The 20,099-nt window shown below is 72.7% G+C and carries 19 protein-coding genes; 3 read left to right on the top strand and 16 right to left on the bottom strand.

What is annotated here, in order from left to right; genetic code table 11:
- Positions 1-25: 25 nt before the first annotated feature.
- The 12 genes from truB to rimP all read right to left on the bottom strand — a co-directional run bounded on the left by truB (position 26) and on the right by rimP (position 11,366).
- Complete coding sequence (truB, locus tag J2S43_RS27750) at positions 26-913, bottom strand: tRNA pseudouridine(55) synthase TruB (protein WP_306834141.1); 888 nt, start codon at positions 911-913, stop codon at positions 26-28.
- A gap of 576 nt (positions 914-1,489) precedes the next feature.
- On the bottom strand, positions 1,490-2,809 hold the full coding sequence (locus J2S43_RS27755; RefSeq protein ID WP_306834144.1) for an MATE family efflux transporter: 1,320 nt from the start codon (positions 2,807-2,809) through the stop codon (positions 1,490-1,492).
- A gap of 73 nt (positions 2,810-2,882) precedes the next feature.
- A complete protein-coding gene (locus tag J2S43_RS27760; protein WP_306834146.1) occupies positions 2,883-3,038 on the bottom strand; it encodes a hypothetical protein in 156 nt (51 codons plus the stop codon).
- Between the two features lie 292 nt (positions 3,039-3,330).
- Positions 3,331-3,543: a DUF6186 family protein gene (locus J2S43_RS27765; protein WP_306834148.1), complete on the bottom strand. Its 213-nt coding sequence runs from the start codon at positions 3,541-3,543 to the stop codon at positions 3,331-3,333.
- Positions 3,540-3,947, bottom strand: a complete 408-nt coding sequence (locus tag J2S43_RS27770; protein WP_306834149.1) for a hypothetical protein — start codon at positions 3,945-3,947, stop codon at positions 3,540-3,542. Before J2S43_RS27770 ends, J2S43_RS27765 begins: the two co-directional genes overlap by 4 nt.
- 42 nt (positions 3,948-3,989) lie before the next feature.
- Complete coding sequence (locus J2S43_RS27775; protein WP_306839482.1) at positions 3,990-5,033, bottom strand: DHH family phosphoesterase; 1,044 nt, start codon at positions 5,031-5,033, stop codon at positions 3,990-3,992.
- Between the two features lie 23 nt (positions 5,034-5,056).
- Positions 5,057-5,527 (bottom strand): 30S ribosome-binding factor RbfA, encoded by a 471-nt coding sequence (rbfA, locus tag J2S43_RS27780; RefSeq protein WP_306834151.1) that lies wholly within the window; start codon positions 5,525-5,527, stop codon positions 5,057-5,059.
- A gap of 62 nt (positions 5,528-5,589) precedes the next feature.
- Entirely contained in the window at positions 5,590-5,883 is a 294-nt protein-coding gene (locus J2S43_RS27785; protein WP_306834153.1) for a DUF503 domain-containing protein, read from the bottom strand.
- A 122-nt stretch (positions 5,884-6,005) separates the two neighbouring features.
- Positions 6,006-9,137, bottom strand: a complete 3,132-nt coding sequence (gene infB, locus J2S43_RS27790) for a translation initiation factor IF-2 (RefSeq protein WP_306834155.1) — start codon at positions 9,135-9,137, stop codon at positions 6,006-6,008.
- Between the two features lie 93 nt (positions 9,138-9,230).
- On the bottom strand, positions 9,231-9,566 hold the full coding sequence (locus tag J2S43_RS27795) for a YlxR family protein (protein ID WP_306839484.1): 336 nt from the start codon (positions 9,564-9,566) through the stop codon (positions 9,231-9,233).
- A 49-nt stretch (positions 9,567-9,615) separates the two neighbouring features.
- Entirely contained in the window at positions 9,616-10,659 is a 1,044-nt protein-coding gene (gene nusA / locus J2S43_RS27800; protein ID WP_306834157.1) for a transcription termination factor NusA, read from the bottom strand.
- Positions 10,656-11,366 (bottom strand): ribosome maturation factor RimP, encoded by a 711-nt coding sequence (gene rimP, locus J2S43_RS27805; RefSeq protein ID WP_306834159.1) that lies wholly within the window; start codon positions 11,364-11,366, stop codon positions 10,656-10,658. The genes nusA and rimP overlap by 4 nt, the downstream gene beginning before the upstream one ends.
- Before the next feature lie 316 nt (positions 11,367-11,682).
- On the opposite strand from rimP, the gene J2S43_RS27810 reads away from it, so the two are divergent.
- Positions 11,683-12,183: a hypothetical protein gene (locus J2S43_RS27810; protein ID WP_306834161.1), complete on the top strand. Its 501-nt coding sequence runs from the start codon at positions 11,683-11,685 to the stop codon at positions 12,181-12,183.
- Complete coding sequence (locus J2S43_RS27815; RefSeq protein WP_306834163.1) at positions 12,180-12,611, top strand: ferritin-like domain-containing protein; 432 nt, start codon at positions 12,180-12,182, stop codon at positions 12,609-12,611. Before J2S43_RS27810 ends, J2S43_RS27815 begins: the two co-directional genes overlap by 4 nt.
- Before the next feature lie 757 nt (positions 12,612-13,368).
- Here the strand turns inward: J2S43_RS27815 and map are convergent.
- On the bottom strand, positions 13,369-14,226 hold the full coding sequence (gene map / locus J2S43_RS27820) for a type I methionyl aminopeptidase (RefSeq protein ID WP_306834165.1): 858 nt from the start codon (positions 14,224-14,226) through the stop codon (positions 13,369-13,371).
- A gap of 106 nt (positions 14,227-14,332) precedes the next feature.
- Here map and J2S43_RS27825 point away from each other — a divergent pair, with 106 nt between their 5' ends.
- Positions 14,333-14,650: an STAS domain-containing protein gene (locus J2S43_RS27825; RefSeq protein ID WP_306834167.1), complete on the top strand. Its 318-nt coding sequence runs from the start codon at positions 14,333-14,335 to the stop codon at positions 14,648-14,650.
- A gap of 24 nt (positions 14,651-14,674) precedes the next feature.
- On the opposite strand, the gene J2S43_RS27830 is transcribed toward J2S43_RS27825, so the two are convergent.
- From J2S43_RS27830 to J2S43_RS27840, 3 genes are all read right to left on the bottom strand, one after another.
- Entirely contained in the window at positions 14,675-18,298 is a 3,624-nt protein-coding gene (locus J2S43_RS27830; RefSeq protein WP_306834169.1) for a SpoIIE family protein phosphatase, read from the bottom strand.
- A 93-nt stretch (positions 18,299-18,391) separates the two neighbouring features.
- A complete protein-coding gene (locus tag J2S43_RS27835) occupies positions 18,392-19,114 on the bottom strand; it encodes a gamma-glutamyl-gamma-aminobutyrate hydrolase family protein (RefSeq protein WP_306834171.1) in 723 nt (240 codons plus the stop codon).
- An 82-nt stretch (positions 19,115-19,196) separates the two neighbouring features.
- Entirely contained in the window at positions 19,197-19,883 is a 687-nt protein-coding gene (locus tag J2S43_RS27840) for a gamma-glutamyl-gamma-aminobutyrate hydrolase family protein (protein ID WP_306834173.1), read from the bottom strand.
- Positions 19,884-20,099 lie beyond the last annotated feature (216 nt).

The following is a 20,099-nucleotide window of genomic DNA, read 5'->3' on the forward strand; positions in this document are numbered from 1 at the left end:
CCGCGGCCGGTGGGTCAGCCGGCGGTCAGGCCGGGGCGAGGACGATCTCGGGGCGGGCCTTGCCGTCGCGCTCGCTGACGATGGCGAGCAGCGTGCCGTCGGGGGTGAGGACCGCGTAGGGGCCGTCGATGCCGGCCCGGTCGAGCGGGCCGCCGTGGGAGAGCGTGCGGACCTCCTCGGGGGTGGCCTCGCGCACCGGGAAGCAGCGACGGGCCGCGTCCGGCATCGGGAGCGTCACCACGTCCGGCGAGCGCTCCTCCAACTGCTCCAGCGTCAGCGCCTCGGCCAGCGGAAAACCGCCCACCTCGGTGCGCCGGAGCGCGGTCAGGTGCCCGCCGACGGCCAGCATCGCGCCGAGGTCCCGCGCGATGGCCCGGATGTAGGTGCCGGACGAGCAGCTCACGCTCACGTCCACGTCGACCAGGTCGCCGTCGCGGCGGATCTCGTGCACGTCCAGCCGGGAGATGGTGATCCGCCGGGCGGCGAGCGTCACCGCCTCGCCGTCGCGGACCTTCTTGTAGGCACGCTCCCCGTTCACCTTGATCGCGCTCACCGAGCTCGGCACCTGATCGATCTCGCCCAGGAACGTCGCCAGCGCCGCCCGGATCTCGTCGTCGCCCAGGTGCCCGGCCGGCACGGTCGCGGTCACGTCGCCCTCGGCGTCGTCCGTGACCGTGGCCTGCCCCAGCCGGATCGTGCCGTCGTAACTCTTGGTCGCGCCGGTCACGTAGGTCAGCAGTTTCGTCCCGCGCCCCACGCCGATCACCAGCACGCCGGTGGCCATCGGATCCAGCGTGCCGCCGTGCCCGACCCGGCGCGTCCTCGCCAGCCGCCGCATCCGCGCCACGACGTCGTGCGACGTCATGCCCCCCGGCTTGTCCACCACGACCAGACCTTCCACGCGCCACCCCATGTCTCGCCACGAACCGGTGTCTCACCACGAACCCGGACGCCCGATTATCCCGGCCCGCGGACACGGCCCCGCCACTCCCCTCCGATCGAGGGCGGGACCGGCCGCACTCACCCGGCCTCGAAAAGCCGAAGCCCGGCTTGGACCGCGAAATCCTCGAAGTGCCACGCGTTGACCGTCGCCGGCGGGAGACCGGCGGCGATGCGACAGGCGGCTGTCCAGGTGTCGTCGGCCGGCCGAGCCGGTCCCGCAACGCGCCTCTGGCCGCAAGCTCTCCCCGGAGGATCGCGACGTGCGCGTCGTGGTCCAGCACGGTGATGTTCCGCCCGCCAGGCCCGCGGTCCCGCCCGGCGCTGCGCTCCGCAGGACGGCAGGTTCGCCACCGAGTTCGCCCGGCGACCCCTGATCTGGGCCGTGAAACAGTTACCGTGACCGCTCGGACCTCCGGATCCACGACTGATCCAACCGCTCTGAGCATCACGGACAGCCGTCGTGGAGATCGCCGGAAATGCCCTGTACGCGCGCCCGGTCAGCGGAAAACGGGCATGCGAAAGGTCACGCAACACCGCCGGAGAGGGATCAGCGGGTGGCGCCGACCACGGACCACGCCGGGGATCGCACGCGCAGTAGCAGCGCCACCAGCCGGATCAGCGTGAACAGGGCCAGGCCGGACCACACCCCGCCCAGCCCGAGATCGAGGGCGTAGGTCACCCAGATGCCCGGCAGGAAGCCGCACAGCGCGGCCACGATCGTCATGTTGCGCATGAACGCCACGTCGCCCGCGCCGATCATGACGCCGTCCAGCGCGTAGACCACGCCCACCAGCGGCAGCAGCGCGATGAACCACGGCCACACCACCAGCGCCTGGTCGTGCACCGTCCCATCCGGCGTGAACAGCGCCGGGATCACCCGCGCGCCGGCACCGAAGACCGCCGCGAACAACACGCCGGACACCAGCCCGATCAGGCCGATCTGCCTGCCCAGGCGGCGCGCCTGAGGCTCGTCACCGGCGCCGAGCGCGGCACCGACCAGCGACTGTGCCGCGATCGCCACCGCGTCCAGCACCAGCGCGGCGAAGAACCACAGCTGGATGGCGATCTGGTGGGCGGCCAGCGCGGCGTCGCCGTAGCGCGCCGCGACCGACGTGGCCGACAGCCAGCAGGCCTGGAACGCGGCACCACGGATCAGCAGGTCGCGGCCCACCACGAGCTGGGCGACGATGTCCGCGGGATGCGGCCGCAGCGACACCCGTTCGCGCAGCAGCGCGGCCACGAAGAGCGCGCCGGAGCCGAGCTGCGCGATGATGTTGGCGATCGCGGAGCCGTGCAGGCCGAGCCCGCCGGGGTAGACCAGCAGCGGGCAGAGCACGGCCGAGACCACGTTCGCCACCACCACGATCGCGAGCGGGCGGCGGGTCTCCTGGACGCCGCGCATCCAGCCGTTGCCGGCCGCGACCAGCATCAGGCCGGGCGCGCCGAGCACCGCGATGCGCAGCCACTCCTCCGCGGCCTGCGCGACCGGGGTGGGACCGCCGGCCAGCGCGCGGGCCAGCGGGCCGGCCAGGGCCTGCACCACCGCGATGATGACCAGACCGCCGAGCAGCGCCAGCCAGGACGCCTGGACGCCCTCCTCGACGGCGGCGCGGCGGTCGCCCGCGCCGTAGCGGCGGGCGGAGCGGCCGGTGGTGCCGTACGCCATGACCGTGCCGAGCCAGGCCGCGAACGACATGACGGTGCCACCGATGCCGAGCGCGGCGAGCGGCACCCGGCCGAGGTGGCCGACCACGGCCGTGTCGACCAGCACGTAGATCGGCTCGGCGGCCAGCACCACCAGAGCCGGCAGGGCGAGGGCGGCGATCCGGCGCAGCGGCACCCGATCGACGGCGACGGAGTTGTTCATCGCCGCGCATGGTGACACACGCCGGGTAAGGATCTCAAGAAGATGCGCTACTTACACAAACCCTCGGAGGGGTCTATTGACGCACGTCCAGCGACACCTGCAGCGCGCGGCGGGCCTGCTCCCGGGCCTCCTCCGCCGGACGGGCGGGCGGCGACGCGACAGCGGCGGACGTCGAGGCGGGCACGGCGGTGACGGGCGCCGGGGCGGGGCGCGTGGCGGTGATGGTCATGGTGACGGGTCCTCCATGGTCGAGCCCGGGCGCGCGACGGCGCACCCGCGACTGGCGGTGCCTCTGCGACACGCCAACGGGCTCTCCGGGATCACCGGAGCGCTGCCGCGGCGGCGCGCGAGCCCCGAGTCGGTCGGACCCTGGAGCAACCTTGCAAAAGCGTGCGGTGCGAGACATCGGCGACTCGCACCACCCTGCACGCTACCCAAATTAACGTTAAGTCGAGGACGGCGAGGCGACACTTCCCGTCATACGGACGGGTAACCGATCAGCACAAATCTATGCGAAGGACTCACCGGGCGAAGAAGTGCCAGCCCAGCCACCACCAGAAGCCGAGGACTCCGATCCGGCCGACCGGCACCCGGCCCACCTGATAACGCATGACGAACGCGCAGAGGTCGCCGAGCGTCGGCACGCGCGAGCCCGGCCGCCGCGCCGCCCACTCCACCGCCAGCACCAGCAGCCCGGCCAGCACGAAGCCGCCGATCGCGAGGGCCCGCGTCATCGGCGCGCCAGTCCCCAGAACGCCCACAGCCAGCCGAAGTATCCGGCCGCCCGCACGGCCGGGTCGCCGAGCAGCGGATCAGCCAGTTTGGACAGCGTCGGGTAGGAGCTCGCCGATCCGGTCAGGAACGTCGACCCCTCGAACGCCACGAACACCACCGCGGGCGCGAGCCACCACACCGTGCCGCGACCCGGCCGGCCCGGCACCGGGCGCCGCGGCACCCGCTGGGACAGGCCGAACCACATCAGCGTGCCGCCGATGCTCAGCGAGTAGATGTTGGCCGCCGTGGAGAACGACGGCAACTGGCCACCGACCAGCGAGACGACGGCGAAGACGGGCATGACCACCAGCGGCCGGTCCCACGCTCTCGAAGCGTCGACCGCGACTTCCCGGGGAGCCTCCATGCCATCGATTGTCACCGCCGTGAAGGCGAGATGACCATAGGGCTAGCGGATGACGGACTCGTCCAGCTCGGACCGGATGGAGGCGAGGACGTCGGCCGGGCTGCCGGAGCCGGTGAAGCCGGCCGCGGCCCGATGACCGCCGCCGCCCAGCAGGCCGGCGACGCGGGACACGTCGACCGCGCCCTTGCTGCGCATCGAGACCGACCAGGTGTCCTCGCCGACCTGCTTGAGCACCACGCACACATCCGCCTCGGCCACGCAGCGCACCGAGTCGATCAGCGCCTCCAGCACGTGCGGTCGCTGGCCGTGCTTCTCCAGGTCGGCGAGCGTCGCGGTGGTCCAGCACAGCCCGTGGCCGGCGGCCGCGGCCGGATCCAGCTCGCAGCGGCCGAGCACCTCGCCGAAGAGCTTCACCGCGCCGAGCGGGCGGCTGTCGAAGACCCGCTGGGAGATCTCGCCGGGGTGGATGCCGGTCGCGACCAGGCGCGCGGCCATCTGGTGCACGGCCGGCGTGGTGGCCGCGAACCGGAACGAGCCGGTGTCCGTGGTCAGCGCCGTGTAGAGACATTCGGCGATCTCCGCGTCCAGCGGCACGTCCAGCCGGTCGAGCAGCTGCTCGACCACGACCGAGGTGGCCGCGGCGGCCGGATCCACCAGCCGCACCGCGCCGAAGCCGGGGTTGGAGGCGTGGTGGTCGAGCACCACGGAGTCACGCGCGGTGCTCAGCCGGCTCGCGAGCGCGCCGAGCCGGTCCGTGCTGGCGGCGTCGAACGTGACCAGCAGGTCCGGCTCCGCCCACGCCTCGGTCTCCGGGACCAGCCGGTCCACGCCGGGGACCTCGCGCAGCGGCTCCGGCACGTCGAACGGGCCGGGGAACGTCGCCTGGAGGTTGCGCGCGCCGAGCCGGCGCAGGCCGTGCGCGAAGCCGAGCATGCTGCCGAGCGCGTCACCGTCCGGGTTGACGTGGCAGACCAGCAGGATCCGCCCGTCCGGCAGCCAGCGCCGGACCGCGGCGGCGGCCGCCACCCAGTCCGTCTCCCGCGGCGGGCCGACCGTGCCCTCCGCGGCGGTCCTGGGCGGCGGCACGATGCTGCGGGCCGGCGCGGCCGTCACCGCTTCTCCTGCTCGACGAGCTCGTCGTCGTCCTCGAACTCGTCGTCCTCGTCATCTTCCTTGTACGGCTGGGGATCGCCCGCGAACGTGGCACCGGCCGCGATCTTCTGCGTCTCCGCGTCCGCCTGACGTGCCTGGGCCAGCAGGTCGTCGATGTGTTTGGCCTGGTCCTGGACGTCGTCCAGCACGAAAGCCAGCGACGGCGAGTGCCGGATGCCGAGCGCCTTGCCGACCGTGCTGCGGAGCAGACCCTTCGCGCTCTCCAGCGCGGCGGCGGTCGACACCTGGGCCTCGGCGTCGCCGAGCACCGTGTAGAAGACCGTCGCCTCGCGCAGATCCGCGGTGATCCGGGCGTCGGTGATGGTGATCATCCCGAGCCGCGGGTCCTTGATCTGCGTGCGCACGACGGAGGCCACCAGCTTGTGAACACGCTCGGCGTGCCGGCGCACCTTGGCCGAATCAGTCATCTCGTCCACCTCCACGCTGACATTACCCGTGCGTCAAAACCGTCAGTCCTGCATCGCACCCGTCAGTCGTCTCCGCCGTACAGGCGACGGCGGACCGACAGCAATTCCACCTCCGGGCGACCGGCGACCAGCCGCTCGCAGGTGTCCAGCACCTCGCCGACGTGACTCGGCTCGGCCGCGACGACGGCCACGCCGATCTCGGCGCGGCCGTGCAGATCCTGTGCCCCCACCTCGGCGGCGGAGACCTCGAAACGTCGCAACGCGGCGACGATGGGCCGGACGTACGCGCGCTTCGCCTTCAGCGATCGCGAGTCACCCGGCAGGAGCAGGTCGAAAATCATGGTTCCGGTAAACATCGCCGGAAGTATGCCCCAGCCACCGCCCCGCCACCCATCCCATTTCCGGACCGAAGACGAGAGCCAGCGCCTTTCCCCGGGCGTGACACCCGGGGAAAGGCGCTGGTCACATCGCTACGCGCTTACGCGCGCGGCTTCTCGCGCATCTCGAAGGTCTCGATGATGTCGCCGACCTGGACGTTGTTGTAACCGCCCAGCGTCAGACCACACTCGAAGCCCTCGCGCACCTCGGTCGCGTCGTCCTTGAACCGCTTGAGCGAGCTGATCGTGACGTTGTCCGCCACGACCGCGCCGTCGCGGATGACCCGGGCCTTCGCGTTGCGGCGAATGAGGCCCGACCGGACGATACAGCCGGAGATGAGGCCGACCTTGGAGGAGCGGAAGACGTCGCGGATCTCGGCGGTACCGAGCTCGACCTCCTCGTACTCCGGCTTGAGCAGGCCCTTGAGAGCCGCCTCGATCTCCTCGATGGCCTGGTAGATGACCGAGTAGTACCGGATCTCCACGCCCTCGCGGTCGGCGATCTCCCGGACCTTGTTCGAGGCCCGGACGTTGTAGCCGATGATCGTCGCGGCCGGGTCGGACGCGCTCGCCAGCATGACGTTGCTCTCCGTGATGGCACCGACGCCACGGTCGAGGATCTTGAGCTGAACCTCTTCCGGGATGTCGAGCTTGAAGAGCGCGTCCTCGAGCGCCTCGACCGAACCCGAACCGTCACCCTTGAGGATGAGGTTGAGCGAGGTCTTCTCGCCCTCCTTGATCTGCTCCATGAGCGTCTCAAGGGTGGCGCGGCCACGCGAGTTGGCGAAGCTCGCCGCGCGGCGGCGTGCCTGCCGCTGCTCGGCGATCTGCCTGACCGTGCGGTCGTCCTCAGCCGCGAGGAACGTGTCGCCGGCGTTCGGCACCGCGGTCAGACCGAGGACCAGGACCGGACGCGCCGGGCCCGCCTCGGGGATCGGCTTGCCGTTCTCGTCGAGCATGGCCCGCACGCGACCGTGCGCACCACCCGCGACGATCGAGTCGCCGGCCCGCAGCGTGCCCTTCTGCACCAGGACGGTCGCGACGGCGCCGCGGCCCTTGTCCAGGTGCGCCTCGATCGCGACACCCTGCGCGGCCCCGTCGATCGGAGCGGTGAGCTCCAGCGACGCGTCCGCGGTGAGCAGCACGGCCTCGAGGAGGTCCTCGATGCCGATGCCGGGCTTCGCCGCGACGTTGACGAACATCGTGTCGCCGCCGTACTCCTCGGCGACCAGGCCGTACTCGGTCAGCTGCTGACGCACCTTGTCCGGGTTGGCCTCGGGCTTGTCGATCTTGTTGACCGCGACCACGATCGGCACCTCAGCGGCCTTGGCGTGGTTCAACGCCTCGATCGTCTGCGGCATCACGCCGTCGTCCGCCGCGACCACCAGGATCACGATGTCGGTCACCTGCGCACCACGAGCACGCATGGCGGTGAACGCCTCGTGACCCGGGGTGTCGATGAAGGTGATCGCGCGCTCGACCTCGTTGTGCTCGACGTGCACCTGGTAGGCGCCGATGTGCTGGGTGATGCCACCGGCCTCGCCCGCCACGACGTTCGCCTTGCGGATCGCGTCGAGCAGCTTCGTCTTACCGTGGTCGACGTGCCCCATGACGGTCACCACCGGCGGGCGGACGACCAGCCGGTCCTCCGCGACCTCGGCGTCGAGGTCGATGTTGAACTGCGCCAGCAGGGCGCGGTCCTCGTCCTCGGGGCTGACGATCTGCACCGTGAAGCCGAGGTGCTCGCCGAGCAGCAGCAGCGTGTCGTCGGAGCACGACTGCGTCGCCGTGACCATCTCGCCCAGGTTGAACATCTCCTGGACGAGCGTGCCCGGGTTCGCGTTGATCTTGTCGGCGAAGTCGGAGAGCGACGCGCCACGGGACAGCCGGATCTCCTGGCCGTTACCCCGGGGAGCGCCCGAGCTCATCGTCGGGGCCGACAGGTTGTCGAACTCCTGACGCCTCTGCTTCTTCGACTTCCGGCCGCGCGCCGGCTTGCCGCCCGGACGCCCGAAGGCACCCGCGGCACCGCCGCCACGACCGCGGCCGCCGCCACCGGGACGACCCGGAGCGCCGCCGCCGGCCGGTGCACCGCCGCCGCCACCGGGGCCACCACGGTAGCCACCGCCACCGGCACCACCGCCGGGACCGCCACGGAAGCCGCCACCGGCGCCACCGCCGCCGCCACCGGGACCGCCGCGGAAGCCACCGCCACCACCGCCGCCACCGGGACCGCCGCGGAAGCCACCGCCGCCGCCACCGGGACGACCCGCACCGCCGCCGCCACCCGGGCGACCGGCACCACCGCCGGGTCCGCCACCGGGGCGGCCGGGGCGCTGCGTCGGCATCGAGGCCGGGCTGGGGCGCGGGGGCATGGACGCCGGGCTGGGCCGCGGCGGCATGCCGGCCGGAGTCGGCCGCCCGCCACCTGGGCCGGCCGCCGGAGCCTGCGGACGGTTGCCGCCCGGCGTGATGCCGAACGGGTTGTTGCCACCGCTGCGCGGCGGCCGCTGGCCACCCTGGCCACCCTGGCCCGGACGGCCCGGACGGTCGCCGTCGCGGCGCTCCGGACGCGGGCCGCCACCCTGACCGCCCTGGCCAGCCGGCGGTCGTGCCGCGGGCGAACCGGGCCGGGGCGGCATCGCGCCGGGGCCGAACTTCGGCCGCAGCGACGGGCCACCGGGCGCACCCGGAGCCCCGCCCTCGCGGCGGTTGTCCTCACGCTGACGGGCGGCTGCCTTGACGGCGGCCTCCTGCTCAGCCTTCAGCGCGGCGGCGCGCTGCTCGGCAGCGGCCACCTCGATGTCGTGGGCGCTGGCCGGCTTGGCCACGGGGGCCGGCGGGCCGGGGACCGGCGCCTTGGGACGGAACGAAGCCGGGCTCGGAGCCGAGCCCGACGGGGTCCGCGGCGCGTCAGCGCCCGGCGTGGGACCGCCGGACGTCGGTGCGCCGGCGTTGCCCGAAGCGGGCGCCGCCGGGCCCGGACGCCGGGGCGGGCCCGGACGCATGGACGGGCCGGGACGCGGCGCGTCTCCGGACGGGGCCGGCGCGGCGGGCGCGCTGGGCGCCGAGCCTGCGGCCATCGCACCCCGGAGCCGGCGGGCGACGGGCGCCTCGACGGTGCTGGATGCGGACTTGACGAACTCGCCCATCTCCTTGAGCTTGGCGAGAACGGTCTTACTCTCGACCCCGAGCTCTTTTGCAAGCTCGTGAACGCGGGCCTTGCCTGCCACTGCACTCCTCACTCCGAGGTCGTGCGGGCACGGCCCGCAGCGACCTCACTCGTGCACTTGAAGCCTGGTCATTTCAGGGACTTCATCGTGTGCTCATGTTGGTCGTCCACCTTGCTGGTCCGGGCGGGGCGAGGCCCCGCCACCAGTAGTCCCATGCGATGCGATGACCGCACGGATGTGCTCGGCAAGCGGTGCGGTGTCCAGGACACCGGTGAACCGCAACGCCCGGCCGAAGGCCCGGCGTCGCTCCGCCAGCGCGAAGCAAGCCGGATCGAGGTGCAGGTGTGCTCCTCGGCCCGGCAGCCTGCGGCGCGGGTCGGGCCGAAGCTCCGAACCGACCTTGACGAACCGCAGGACTTCAGACACTGATGCACGGTGTCGGCAGCCGACGCATGTTCTGACTGGCGACTCCGCGCGGATGGGGGGCATCAAGGGTGAAATCTCGTCCACCCTTCGCCCCACGCGATGAAGTCTACTCCTAAGCGCCCGCGACGGCGCCGCCTGGTTCGGTGGCGTGATCCGCGCGATCCCGGCCACCCCCCGGCGACGCCTCGTTGTCCGGCCGGATGTCGATGCGCCAGCCGGTCAGCCGCGCAGCCAGACGCGCGTTCTGCCCCTCGCGGCCGATCGCCAGCGAGAGCTGGAAATCGGGCACCGTGACCCGGGCGGTACGACTTCCGGCGTCGACCACCTCGACCCGCAGCGCCTTTGCCGGTGAAAGGGCGTTTCCGACGAACTGCGCTGGATCGTCCGACCAGTCGATGATGTCGATCTTCTCGCCGTGCAGCTCGCTCATCACCGCGCGCACCCGCTGACCCATCGGGCCGATGCAGGCACCCTTCGCGTTGACGCCGGAAGCGGTCGAACGGACCGCGATCTTCGTCCGGTGACCTGCCTCACGTGCGATCGCCGCGATCTCCACGGTGCCGTCCGCGATCTCCGGAACCTCCAGCGCGAAGAGCTTCTTCACCAGGTTCGGGTGCGAGCGGGACAGCGTGATCTGCGGGCCGCGGAAGCCCTTCGCGACGTGCACCACGACGCAGCGGATGCGCCGGCCGTGCTCGTACTGCTCGCCGGGGACCTGCTCCACCTGCGGGAGCACCGCCTCCAGCTTGCCGAGGTCGATCGTGACGATGCCCTTCTCGGTCCGCGCCTCGTGCGCCTGGATCACGCCGGTGACCAGGTCACCGTCGCGCCCCACGTACTCGCCGAAGTGCACCTCGTCCGTCGCCTCGCGCAGCCGCTGCAGGATGACCTGCTTGGCGGTCATCGCGGCGATGCGCCCGAAGTCGTGCGGGGTGTCGTCCCATTCCCGGGTGACGACGCCCTCGGCGTCGACCTCCTGGGCGTAGACCGACGCCGCACCAGACTTCCGGTCGATCTGCACGCGGGCGTGCGACTCGGCGCCGTCCGTGTGCCGGTACGCCGTGAGCAGCGCGGTCTCGATCGCGGCGAGGATCGTCTCGAACGGGATCTCCCGCTCGCGCTCCAGCGCACGCAGCGCCGCGAGGTCGATGTTCACCTCTCCTCGCCCTCTCTTTCCTCGTCGTCGTCCTCGTCGTCGAGGCCGTCGTCCTCGACGTCATCAACATCGTCGTCATCGTCGTCGTCGAGCTCTTCGTCGAGCTCTTCGGCGTCGGACCCGAAATCGGCCTCGTCGACCCGGTTGAACTCGATCTGCACCTTGCCCGGCCCGAGTTGGGCGTACTCCGCCTCGACGATGCCCTTGGCCGTCTCGATGACGACCCCGTCCTCGTCCGCCGCGGTGACCCGCCCGGTCACCTGCCGGTCCCCGGCGGTGACCTGCACCAGCCGGCCCACGTTGCGCCGCCAGTGCCGGGGCTGGGTCAGCGGCCGGTCCACGCCCGGCGAGCTGACCTCCAGCTGGTATTCCCCCGGGACCAGTTCGCCGCCGGCCTCCTCCGCCGCGTCCAGGGCGGCGGAGATCGCCCGGGAGACCTCCGCGATCGCGTCCAGGCCCACACCGCCGTCCGCGTCCACCAGGATGCGGATGATCTGGCGGCGGCCGGCCCGCGAGACCGTCAGGTCCTCCAGGTCGCAACCCGCCTCCGCGACCACCGGCGTGATGATCGACTCCAGCCGGGCACGGAGCGCCGCGGTATCCACCCGCGGCCGCTGGGGACCCGGGGACGGCCTGCGCCGGTCGGGTGCGGCTGCGCCCCGGCCCCCTGGGCCCGAGCGGCCGGCACCTCGGCCACGCTGCGTCATCCGGCATACCCCCTCGCGCTCGGCCACCGGCGGCAATCAGCCGCAAACCTATTGAAAGCGGCCACGCCAGTGGTCCGCTGGGCCCGAAACGCCCAGCGGTTGCGCTGAGCGTAACGCGACGGCCGGTTCGGCGGCGGGCCGCCGCTCCGAACCGTCCTTCCGGCGCGCGACACCCACTACGCTACGCATACCCTCCGATACAACGAGGAATCGTGCGATCCGTTCCGCGCCATCAGGGACGCCGAGGAGACGATCCGGACGCGGTGGTGTTGACTTGGCCCGCACTGTGACGCGCCTTACGGGAAGGGCTTCCACGATGGGGTTCGCGCGGGAACTCACCCGTCGCCGCCTGCTGGCCGGTTCGGCCGCGCTGGCCGGCACCACGGCGGTGCTGGCCGGCTGCTCGCTGTTCGCCGGGGAACCCCCGATCCCACCGGCGCCACCGCCGCCGGACGCGCTGGAACCGCTGCTGGCCGAGACCCGCGCGCTGGCCGAGCGGTACCAGGCCGCGCTGGCCGCCCACCCGGACCTCGCCGACCGGCTGACGCCGCCACTCGCGGCGCACACCGCGCACGTCACCGCGCTCACCGAGATCATGTCCCCGCCGCCGTCCACACCCCCGTCCGCGACCGTGAGCAGCACGCCCACGGTGACCGCGACCATGCCCGCGCAGGAGACGCTGGCCGCGCTGCGTGCCGCCGAGGAGACCGGCCGCAAGACCGCCGCGACCGCGTGCGCCGAGGCCCCGCCCGAGCGCGCCATGCTGCTCGGCTCGATCGCGGCCGCCCGCGCCACCCACGCGGAGGTGCTCGCGTGAGCTTCCCGCCGGAACTCGCCGCCGCGCTCGCCGCCGAGGAGGCCGCGGTCTTCGCCTACGCCCCGATCGGCGTGCGGCTCACCGGCGACGCGCTGGTCACGGCGGCCCGCGACGCCGAGGCCGCACACCGCGACCTGCGGGACGCGCTGCTCGCCCGCGCCGCCGAACTGGGCACGTCCGCGGCACCGCCGCCGGCCGGGTACTCGCTGCCCTATCCGCTCACCGACCAGGCCGCCGCGCTGAAGCTCGCCATCGAGATCGAGCAGCGGGCGGCCGCGATCTGGCGCGCCGCACTGCCGCCGACGACCGGCTCGGACCGCGTCCTGGCGCTGAACGCGCTCACCGACTGCGCGATCCGGGCCACGCGGTGGCGGGTCGTGGCCGGCGTCACGCCACCCACTGTGCCGTTCCCCGGCCGCCAGGACTAGCGGGCTTTTCACGAACGTTCGCCAGGACTGAGCCTGTGATCGGGGCCCCGACACCGCTCCGACAACATGGGGGACGCCCCGATCACGGCCAGACGCCCGGCGAACGTTCGTGGACGACGCGCTAGGGGCCGCTCCCTCGCCGTCAGGACCAGGGCCGTCCCCGGCCGGCAGGGCTGGAAGACCCGAGCCGAAGATCAAGATCTGGATCTTCCCGCTTCCGGCGTGGCCACTCTGGGCATGCTCCCGCGGGCAAACCGCGCGGAGGCCTGCGACTCCGCTGGCGCTCCGCTCCGGCCGCCGCGGCGGAGCCGGTCCCCGGGTGGTGATGAAAGGGGCACGCGAGTGAGCGACCGGTCTCGGTCCCGGCCGCGGTCCGGGTAACCGCACGGGCCGTGGTTGCGCGCCGCGGGCGGCGGCCGGGACGATTCCCTGAATAGCGCTGACGTCGGCGTGGAAAGGGGCGGCGCAACCATTCCCGGTGCGGCCGGTTTCCGCTTCCTGACGTATCCGGGCGATCGACGACCGTCGGCGCGGAGAGGCATCCGTGTCGCGTCCGGGGTGGCTTTCGGAAGCGGAGTCGAGAAGGAGGCTTATTCAGCGCAGCGAACCGGCACCGCGTTGCCGCAGGCCGCGTGGTCTGACGAGGGCGGCGCTGAATAAGCCTCAAGGCGCCGATCGGCGCCTTCTCGACATCGCGGGCACCCACTCCGTACCCGCGAAAGGGTTTTGATCGACGCCTGCGGAAACGTGTCGAGGATCAGGGAAGTGTGAGGATCTCGTAGCCGGAGTCGGTCACGACCAGTGTGTGCTCGAACTGCGCGGTCCACCTGCGGTCCTTGGTGACCACGGTCCAGCGGTCGTCCCACATCTCGTATTCATGCGTGCCGAGCGTGATCATCGGCTCGATCGTGAACGTCATGCCCGGCTCCATCACCACGTCCAGTGCCGGATTGTCGTAGTGCGGGATGTAGAGACCGCTGTGGAACGTCTCGCCGATGCCGTGCCCGGTGAAGTCGCGGACCACGCCGTAACCGAAACGCTTCGCGTACGACTCGATGACGCGGCCGATCGCGTTGATCTGCCGGCCCGGCGCGACCGCCTTGATGCCGCGCATCATCGCCTCGTGCGTGCGCTCGACCAGCAGCCGCGCCTCCTCGGAGACCTCACCCACGCAGAACGTCGCGTCCGTGTCGCCGTGCACGCCGCCGATGAACGCGGTGACGTCGACGTTGATGATGTCGCCGTCCGCAAGCACCGTGCTGTCCGGGATGCCGTGGCAGATGACCTCGTTGAGCGAGGTGCAGCACGACTTGGGGAAGCCCTTGTAGCCGAGGGTCGACGGGTACGCCCCGTGGTCGAGGAGGAACTCGTGCACCACCCGGTCGATCTCGTCGGTGGTGACGCCCGGCTTGCAGTGCTCGCCGGCGAGCTGGGTGGCCTGGGCCGCGAGCCGGCCGGCGACACGCATCCTCTCGATGATCTCCGGCGTCTGCACGTGCGACCCGGTCCACTGCCGCGGGCGGTCCTTACCGACGTACTCCGGGCGGGGGATCTGGGAGGGCACCTGCCGCCACGGCGTGACGGTGCCCGGGGTGAGAGGCGCGCGAACGGTCATGCCGGAAGCCTATCGCCGGTATCCTCCGAACGCGGAAACCTGTGCGTTCACCGGATGGAGTGGGAGGTTGTTGCCCCGCTCCCGGCGCTGTGAAATCGTGACTGGCGTGGATCACCAGGGCGCTGAGCCGATGTTCTCCGCCGTCACCGAGGTCGACGGAGACAAGCTCAGCATCCGCGTGTCCGGCGAGGTTGACATGTCCACGGCCGACCGGCTCTACGCGACCGCGACCGCGACCGGCCCGCGCGCCGCGTTCCTGACGCTCGACCTGCGCCCGGTCTCGTTCTTCGACTCGGCCGCGATCCATGCGCTGGTCCGCATCGCGGAACACTACGCCGGGCGACTCTCCGTGCTGCCGTCCCGCCAGGTCCGCCGCGTGCTGGAGATATCCGGCCTCGGCGACCAGCCCTGGCTGACCACCTGACCCCCGGCCCACAGACACAATCCGCTAGCCCAGGGGGCGGCGCAGCGTCAGCGCGGTGCCGGAATCCGAGCGCTCCACGGTCAGCGTGGCCAGCGCGCGGATCAGCGCGAGCCCCCGCCCGCGGAACCCGGCCTCGCCCTCCGGCCGCCAGGTGCCGGTGTCCCGGATCGTCGCCTCCACCGCGGCCGGCGTGCCGTCCGGGCCCGGCTCGATCCGCACGGTCACGTCGATGACCGGCTCGCGCGGCGTGACCGGGTGCTCGATCGCGTTCGCGGCCGCCTCGGAGACCGCGACGGACAGGTCGAAGATGTCGTTCTCCGGTACGCCGTGCGCGGCCAGGAAGTCGTCCAGCCGCCGCCGCAGCGCGGAGAGCCGGTTCGCCTCGGACGCCAGGCGCAGGTCCATCCGGTCCGGCTCGGCCGCCTCCAGCACGAGCAGTGCGATGTCGTCGTGCCGGGGCTGGTCCGCCACGCGGCGCAGCATCGCGTCGATGAGGTCCTCCACGTGGTCGGCGGGGTGTGCCGCGTCCGCCAACAGCGCTTCCAGACCGGTGTCGATGCTCTGCCGCCGGTCCTCGATCAGCCCGTCCGTGTAGAGCAGCAGGCGGGAGCCGACCGACAGCCGCCCCGTCCCGGTCCGGTACGTCGCCTGCGGCAGCGCTCCGATCGGCGGCCCGAGCGCGCTTCCGTAGAGGAACGCGACGTCGAGATCCGTGGTGATCACCACCGGGGACGGGTGCCCGGCGCTGGCGAACCACAGGTCGCGCCGCACCGGGTCGTAGCGCACGCACACCACGGTGGCGAACTGCCGGCGCCCGAGGTTGTCGACCAGCCTGTTGAGCCGGGTCAGCGCCTCACCCGGGTCGAAGCCCTCCAGAAGATAGGCCCGGAGCGCGTTGCGCAACTGTCCCATGGCCGCGGCCGCGTGCACGCCCTTGCCGACCACGTCGCCGATGACCAGGTCGAGGTGGCCGGACGGGCCGACGATCACGTCGTACCAGTCGCCGCCGACCTCGGCCTCCGCGCTGCCGGACAGGTAGCGGCTGGCGGTCACCGCGCCCGGCACCTTCGGCAGCGACCGGGGCAGCAGGCTGTGCTGGAGCGTGGTGGCGATCCGGTGCTCGGCCTCGTAGAGCCGCGCGTTCTCCAGCCGGATCCCGACCAGACGGCCCAGCTGCGCGAGCACGACCTCGTCGAACGGCGTCGGGTCGTGCCCGTCGCGCCAGACGGCGATCTCGCCGAGCGGGTCCCCGGCCGCGCCGGCCAGCGGCACCACCGCGGCCGGTTCCTCCGGCGTGTGCTCGACACGCCGGGTCTCGAAGCTGGCGCCGGGCACGGTGGCGACCACCCGGCCGGCGTTGACCATGCGGAGCGCGTGGCCGGCCGCGGCCTCGATGACCGCGGTGGTGGAGCGGGCCGCGTTCAGGTCCGCGGCCGCGTCGACCAGCGCGCGCAGCCGGGTGGTGATCCGGCCGCGGAGCTGGCCCAGCTCCAGGTTCGCCCGGACCCGGGCGAGGAGGTCCCGCGCGGTGAACGGCTTGACCAGGTAGTCGTCGGCACCGGCGGCCAGGCCCTCGACGGACGCCTCGTCACCGGCCCGGGCGGACAGGATGATCACCGGCACGCCGCTGGTCCGCTGATCCTTGCGCAGCGCCTCGACCAGCGCGTACCCGTCCATCCGGGGCATCATCACGTCCGTCAACACCAGGTCGAACGGCGTGCCGAGCGCGGCGTCCAGCGCGGCCCGGCCGTCCGCGACCGCGACCACGTCCCAGTGCGGGCGCAGCAGCCGGGCCACGTGGTCGCGCAGGTCCCGGTTGTCGTCCGCCAGCAGGATCCGCCCGCGGCCCGGCGTCCGGCTCGGCGCTTCCACCTCGGCCGGCTCCTCGGCCGGCCACTGCCGCGCCTCCTCCACGAACTGGCGGCCGTCGACGTGCTCGGCCAGCGGCGCGGACTCGATCAGCCGGTCCGGCGGCAGGTGCGCGCTGCCGAACGGCACGGTCAGCGCGAAGACGCTGCCCTCGCCGGGCGTGCTGCGGACCGTGACGGTGCCGCCGTGCTGCTCGATCAGCTCGCGGACCAGCGCCAGGCCGATGCCGGTCCCCTCGTGGCTGCGGGACCGGACGCCGGCGACCCGGTGGAACCGCTCGAAGAGCTGCGGGATCTCCTCCGCCGCGATGCCCACGCCGGTGTCCGCGACCTCGACGACCGCGACCCGGCCCTCGGCCCGCACCCGGACCGTGACGCTGCCGGTGAACGTGAACTTGACCGCGTTCGACAGCAGGTTGAGGACGATCTTCTCCCACATCTCCCGGTCCACGTGGACCGGCTCGGGCAGCGGCGCGCAGTCCACCACCAGGCGCAGCCCGGCCCGGTCGGTCGCGGAGCGGAACGTGCTGGCCAGCCGCGCGGTGTAGTCGGCGAGGTCGGTGGGCTGGTAGGCGGCGCGCAGTCGGCCGGACGAGATCCGGGAGAAGTCCAGCACCGTGTTGACCAGCTTCAGCAGCCGGAACCCGTTGCGCTGCATGACCTCCAGCCGCTCCCGCGCGTCCTCGGCGAGGCCGGGCGTGGCGAGCGCGTCCTCCAGCGGGCCGAGGATCAGCGTCAGCGGCGTGCGCAGCTCGTGGCTGACGTTGGAGAAGAAGCTGGTCTTGGCCTCGTCCAGCGCGGCGAGCGCGGCCGCCTGCGCCCGCTCGTGCTCGTACGCGCGAAGGTTCGCCACCGCGTTGCTGACCTGCGACGCGACCAGCCGGCAGAACCCGAGGTAGGACTCGTCCCGGTCGAGGTGCCGGCTCAGGCCCAGCACCAGCACGCCCACGGTCTGGTGCCCGGCCGTGATCGGCACCGCGAACGCCTCCCCGGCCGCCGACTCGGGGGCCGTGACCAGCAGATCCGCGGTACGCAGGAACGTCTCCGCGCCGACGGCCACGGCCGGCGGCAGCACGTCCGCGTCCGTGGCGCCACCGACCGCGAGGATCGGCGCCTCGGCCGACTCCAGGCGCACCACCGAGAACGGCACGTCCGCCGGGAACTCGCCGAGCACCCGCACGACCTCCGCGGCCAGCACCGGCTGGCTCGCGGTCTCGCCGAGCCGGGAGCCGAGCGCGCTCAGCGCCGTGACCCGCCGCTCGCCGACCACGCGCGCGGTGGTGTCCGTGACGATGCAGTAGACGCCGCCGACCGTGCCGTCCGGCAGCCGGATCGGGTCGTAGGAGACGTCGAAGTACGTCTCCTCCAGGTAGCCGTGCCGCTCCAGCATGAAGCGGTGGTTCGGCGCCCAGTACGCCTCGCCGCTCGCGACCACACCGTCGAAGAGCGCGCCGATCAGCTCCCAGATCTCGCTCCACATCTCCCGGCCGGGCCGTCCGAGGTGAGCCGGATGCTTGGTGCCCATCGCCGGCCGGTACGCGTCGTTGTAGAGCGCGACATATTCCGGGCCCCAGAAGATGACGATCTGTGCGCGCGAGGCCAGCATCAGCGCGACCGCGCCACGCAGCACCGGTGGCCACGTCGCGGGCGGCCCGAGCGGCGTCGCGGACCAGTCCAGGTCACGCATCCGGGCGCCCATCTCCCCGCCGGCCGCGAACGCCAGTGCGAGTTCAGGGGGAAGGTCGTCGACCGCGATGTCCTCATCCGAGGCGGAGCCCATGCAGCATCCTCCCGAAGCGTGCGGCCATCCGGCCCGCCCTATACCCGCCCGGCATCGCGCCGTAACACCGCGACCGGCCTCCGCCGGGGACGGTCAGGCGGCCATCCGCGCGCGGGTGACGACGGCCCGGATCCGCGCGGCCTCGACCAGCGCCGCGAACGGCCGCAGGTCGTCGGTGCGCTCCGGGTGCCACTGCACGCCGAGCACGAAGCCGGCGTCCGGGTCCTCCACCGCCTCGATCAGCCCGTCGTCGGCCCAGCCGGTGGCGACGAGCCGGCCCGGGTCCGCGACCGCCTGATGGTGGAACGAGTTGACCGGTGCCTCCGTGCCCATGACCGCGGCGGCGCGGGAGCCGGGCGCGAGCCGTACCCCGTGGTGTCCGTCCTGGTCGTCGCCGGGCATGTGCCCGGTGTGCCCGACGACGTCCGGCACGTGCTGGTGCAGGCGGCCACCGGACGCGACCGTGAGCAGCTGCATGCCGCGGCAGACGCCGAGCACCGGCAGGCCGGGGCTCGCCAGCGCCGCGCGCATCAGCAGCATCTCGGCCTCGTCGCGCTCCGGCACGCTGACCGTCAGCGGGTGCGGCTCCGCGCCGTAGTAGCCGGGGCTCACGTCGGAGCCGCCGGTGAACACGATGCCGTCCAGTCCGTGCAGCACGTCGTCACCCGGATCGTCCGTGGTGATCAGCACGGCCCGGCCGCCGGTCGTATGCACCGCGCGCACATAGGTCAGCGGCAGCACCGCCGCCGGCACGTCCACCGTTCCGAAGCGGGTGTCCTGTGCGTACGTGGTGAGCCCGATCAGCGGTCGCGTCATGCGTCCTCCCCTTGGTCCTCGCGTGTCATCTCTCATCGGCGGTACCTGCCCCGGCCCGCACCGCCACCGGGTTGCGGTTGGGTTAGGCCCGCGCCGCGTCGACCAACGCGGCGAACGGCCGGAGGTCACCGGCCTCCTCCGGGTGCCACTGCACGCCGAGCAGGAACGGGTGCGCCGGGTCCTCGACCGCCTCGATCAGCCCGTCGTCGGCCCAGCCGGTCGCGGTCAACCGGCCCGGATCCGCCACGCCCTGGTGGTGGTAGGTGTTGACCTCGGCCTCCGGGCCCAGCAGCGCCGCGATCCGGCTGCCGGCGGCGCAGCGCAGCCCGTGCGCGCCGAACACGCCCGGCGCCGGCCGGTGCTTCTCGTGCCCGAGCACGTCCGGCAGGTGCTGGTGCAGCCGGCCGCCGTGCACGGCCGCGAGCAGTTGCATGCCGCGGCAGACCCCGAGGATCGGCAGGCCGGTGCGAAGCGCGGCGGTGAGCAGCGCGACCTCGCCCGCGTCCCGGTCCGGCCGGGTGCCGGTGGCCGCGTCCGGCTCCGCGCCGTAGAGGCCCGGCCCGATGTCCGCGCCGCCGGCCAGCAGCAGGCCGTCCAGCGCGCGCAGCACACCGGTGTCACCGTCGTCCGGCGGCAGCAGCACCGCACGGCCGCCGGCCTCGGTCACCGCTCGCACGTAGCTGTGCGGGATCAGGTCCGCGGCCGTGTCCCGCCAGATGCCCCACGAGGCCGGCTCCCGATAGGACGTGATGCCGATGATCGGTCGCATCACGCCACCCTAGATCGCGTGCCGCCCGGTCATCGAGGCCCTTCCGGACCGCATTCACCCGCGAGCGGACGATTCAAGAGCAGATCAAGCCCATATTCCCACTTCCGGCGTGGTGCGGTCCGCATGCTCCCGCGGGCACCGGTTTCGCCGTCGGTCACCACGAACCCGGCCGTTCTCGGCCGCGCACGAGCGCCCGTGATCCGGGCGTCCCCGATG

The sequence above is a fragment of the Catenuloplanes nepalensis genome (genome assembly GCF_030811575.1).
GTDB classification, from domain to species: Bacteria; Actinomycetota; Actinomycetes; order Mycobacteriales; family Micromonosporaceae; genus Catenuloplanes; species Catenuloplanes nepalensis.

Bases quoted from the DNA above. Each gene is read 5' to 3' on its own strand.
- truB (WP_306834141.1), bottom strand. From the start codon at position 913: ATGGGGTGGCGCGTGGAAGGTCTGGTCGTGGTGGACAAGCCGGGGGGC.
- J2S43_RS27755 (WP_306834144.1), bottom strand. From the start codon at position 2,809: ATGAACAACTCCGTCGCCGTCGATCGGGTGCCGCTGCGCCGGATCGCC.
- J2S43_RS27760 (WP_306834146.1), bottom strand. From the start codon at position 3,038: ATGACCATCACCGCCACGCGCCCCGCCCCGGCGCCCGTCACCGCCGTG.
- J2S43_RS27765 (WP_306834148.1), bottom strand. From the start codon at position 3,543: ATGACGCGGGCCCTCGCGATCGGCGGCTTCGTGCTGGCCGGGCTGCTG.
- J2S43_RS27770 (WP_306834149.1), bottom strand. From the start codon at position 3,947: ATGGAGGCTCCCCGGGAAGTCGCGGTCGACGCTTCGAGAGCGTGGGAC.
- rbfA (WP_306834151.1), bottom strand. From the start codon at position 5,527: ATGACTGATTCGGCCAAGGTGCGCCGGCACGCCGAGCGTGTTCACAAG.
- J2S43_RS27785 (WP_306834153.1), bottom strand. From the start codon at position 5,883: ATGTTTACCGGAACCATGATTTTCGACCTGCTCCTGCCGGGTGACTCG.
- J2S43_RS27795 (WP_306839484.1), bottom strand. From the start codon at position 9,566: ATGCCCCCCATCCGCGCGGAGTCGCCAGTCAGAACATGCGTCGGCTGC.
- rimP (WP_306834159.1), bottom strand. From the start codon at position 11,366: ATGACGCAGCGTGGCCGAGGTGCCGGCCGCTCGGGCCCAGGGGGCCGG.
- J2S43_RS27810 (WP_306834161.1), top strand. From the start codon at position 11,683: ATGGGGTTCGCGCGGGAACTCACCCGTCGCCGCCTGCTGGCCGGTTCG.
- map (WP_306834165.1), bottom strand. From the start codon at position 14,226: ATGACCGTTCGCGCGCCTCTCACCCCGGGCACCGTCACGCCGTGGCGG.
- J2S43_RS27830 (WP_306834169.1), bottom strand. From the start codon at position 18,298: ATGGGCTCCGCCTCGGATGAGGACATCGCGGTCGACGACCTTCCCCCT.
- J2S43_RS27835 (WP_306834171.1), bottom strand. From the start codon at position 19,114: ATGACGCGACCGCTGATCGGGCTCACCACGTACGCACAGGACACCCGC.
- J2S43_RS27840 (WP_306834173.1), bottom strand. From the start codon at position 19,883: ATGCGACCGATCATCGGCATCACGTCCTATCGGGAGCCGGCCTCGTGG.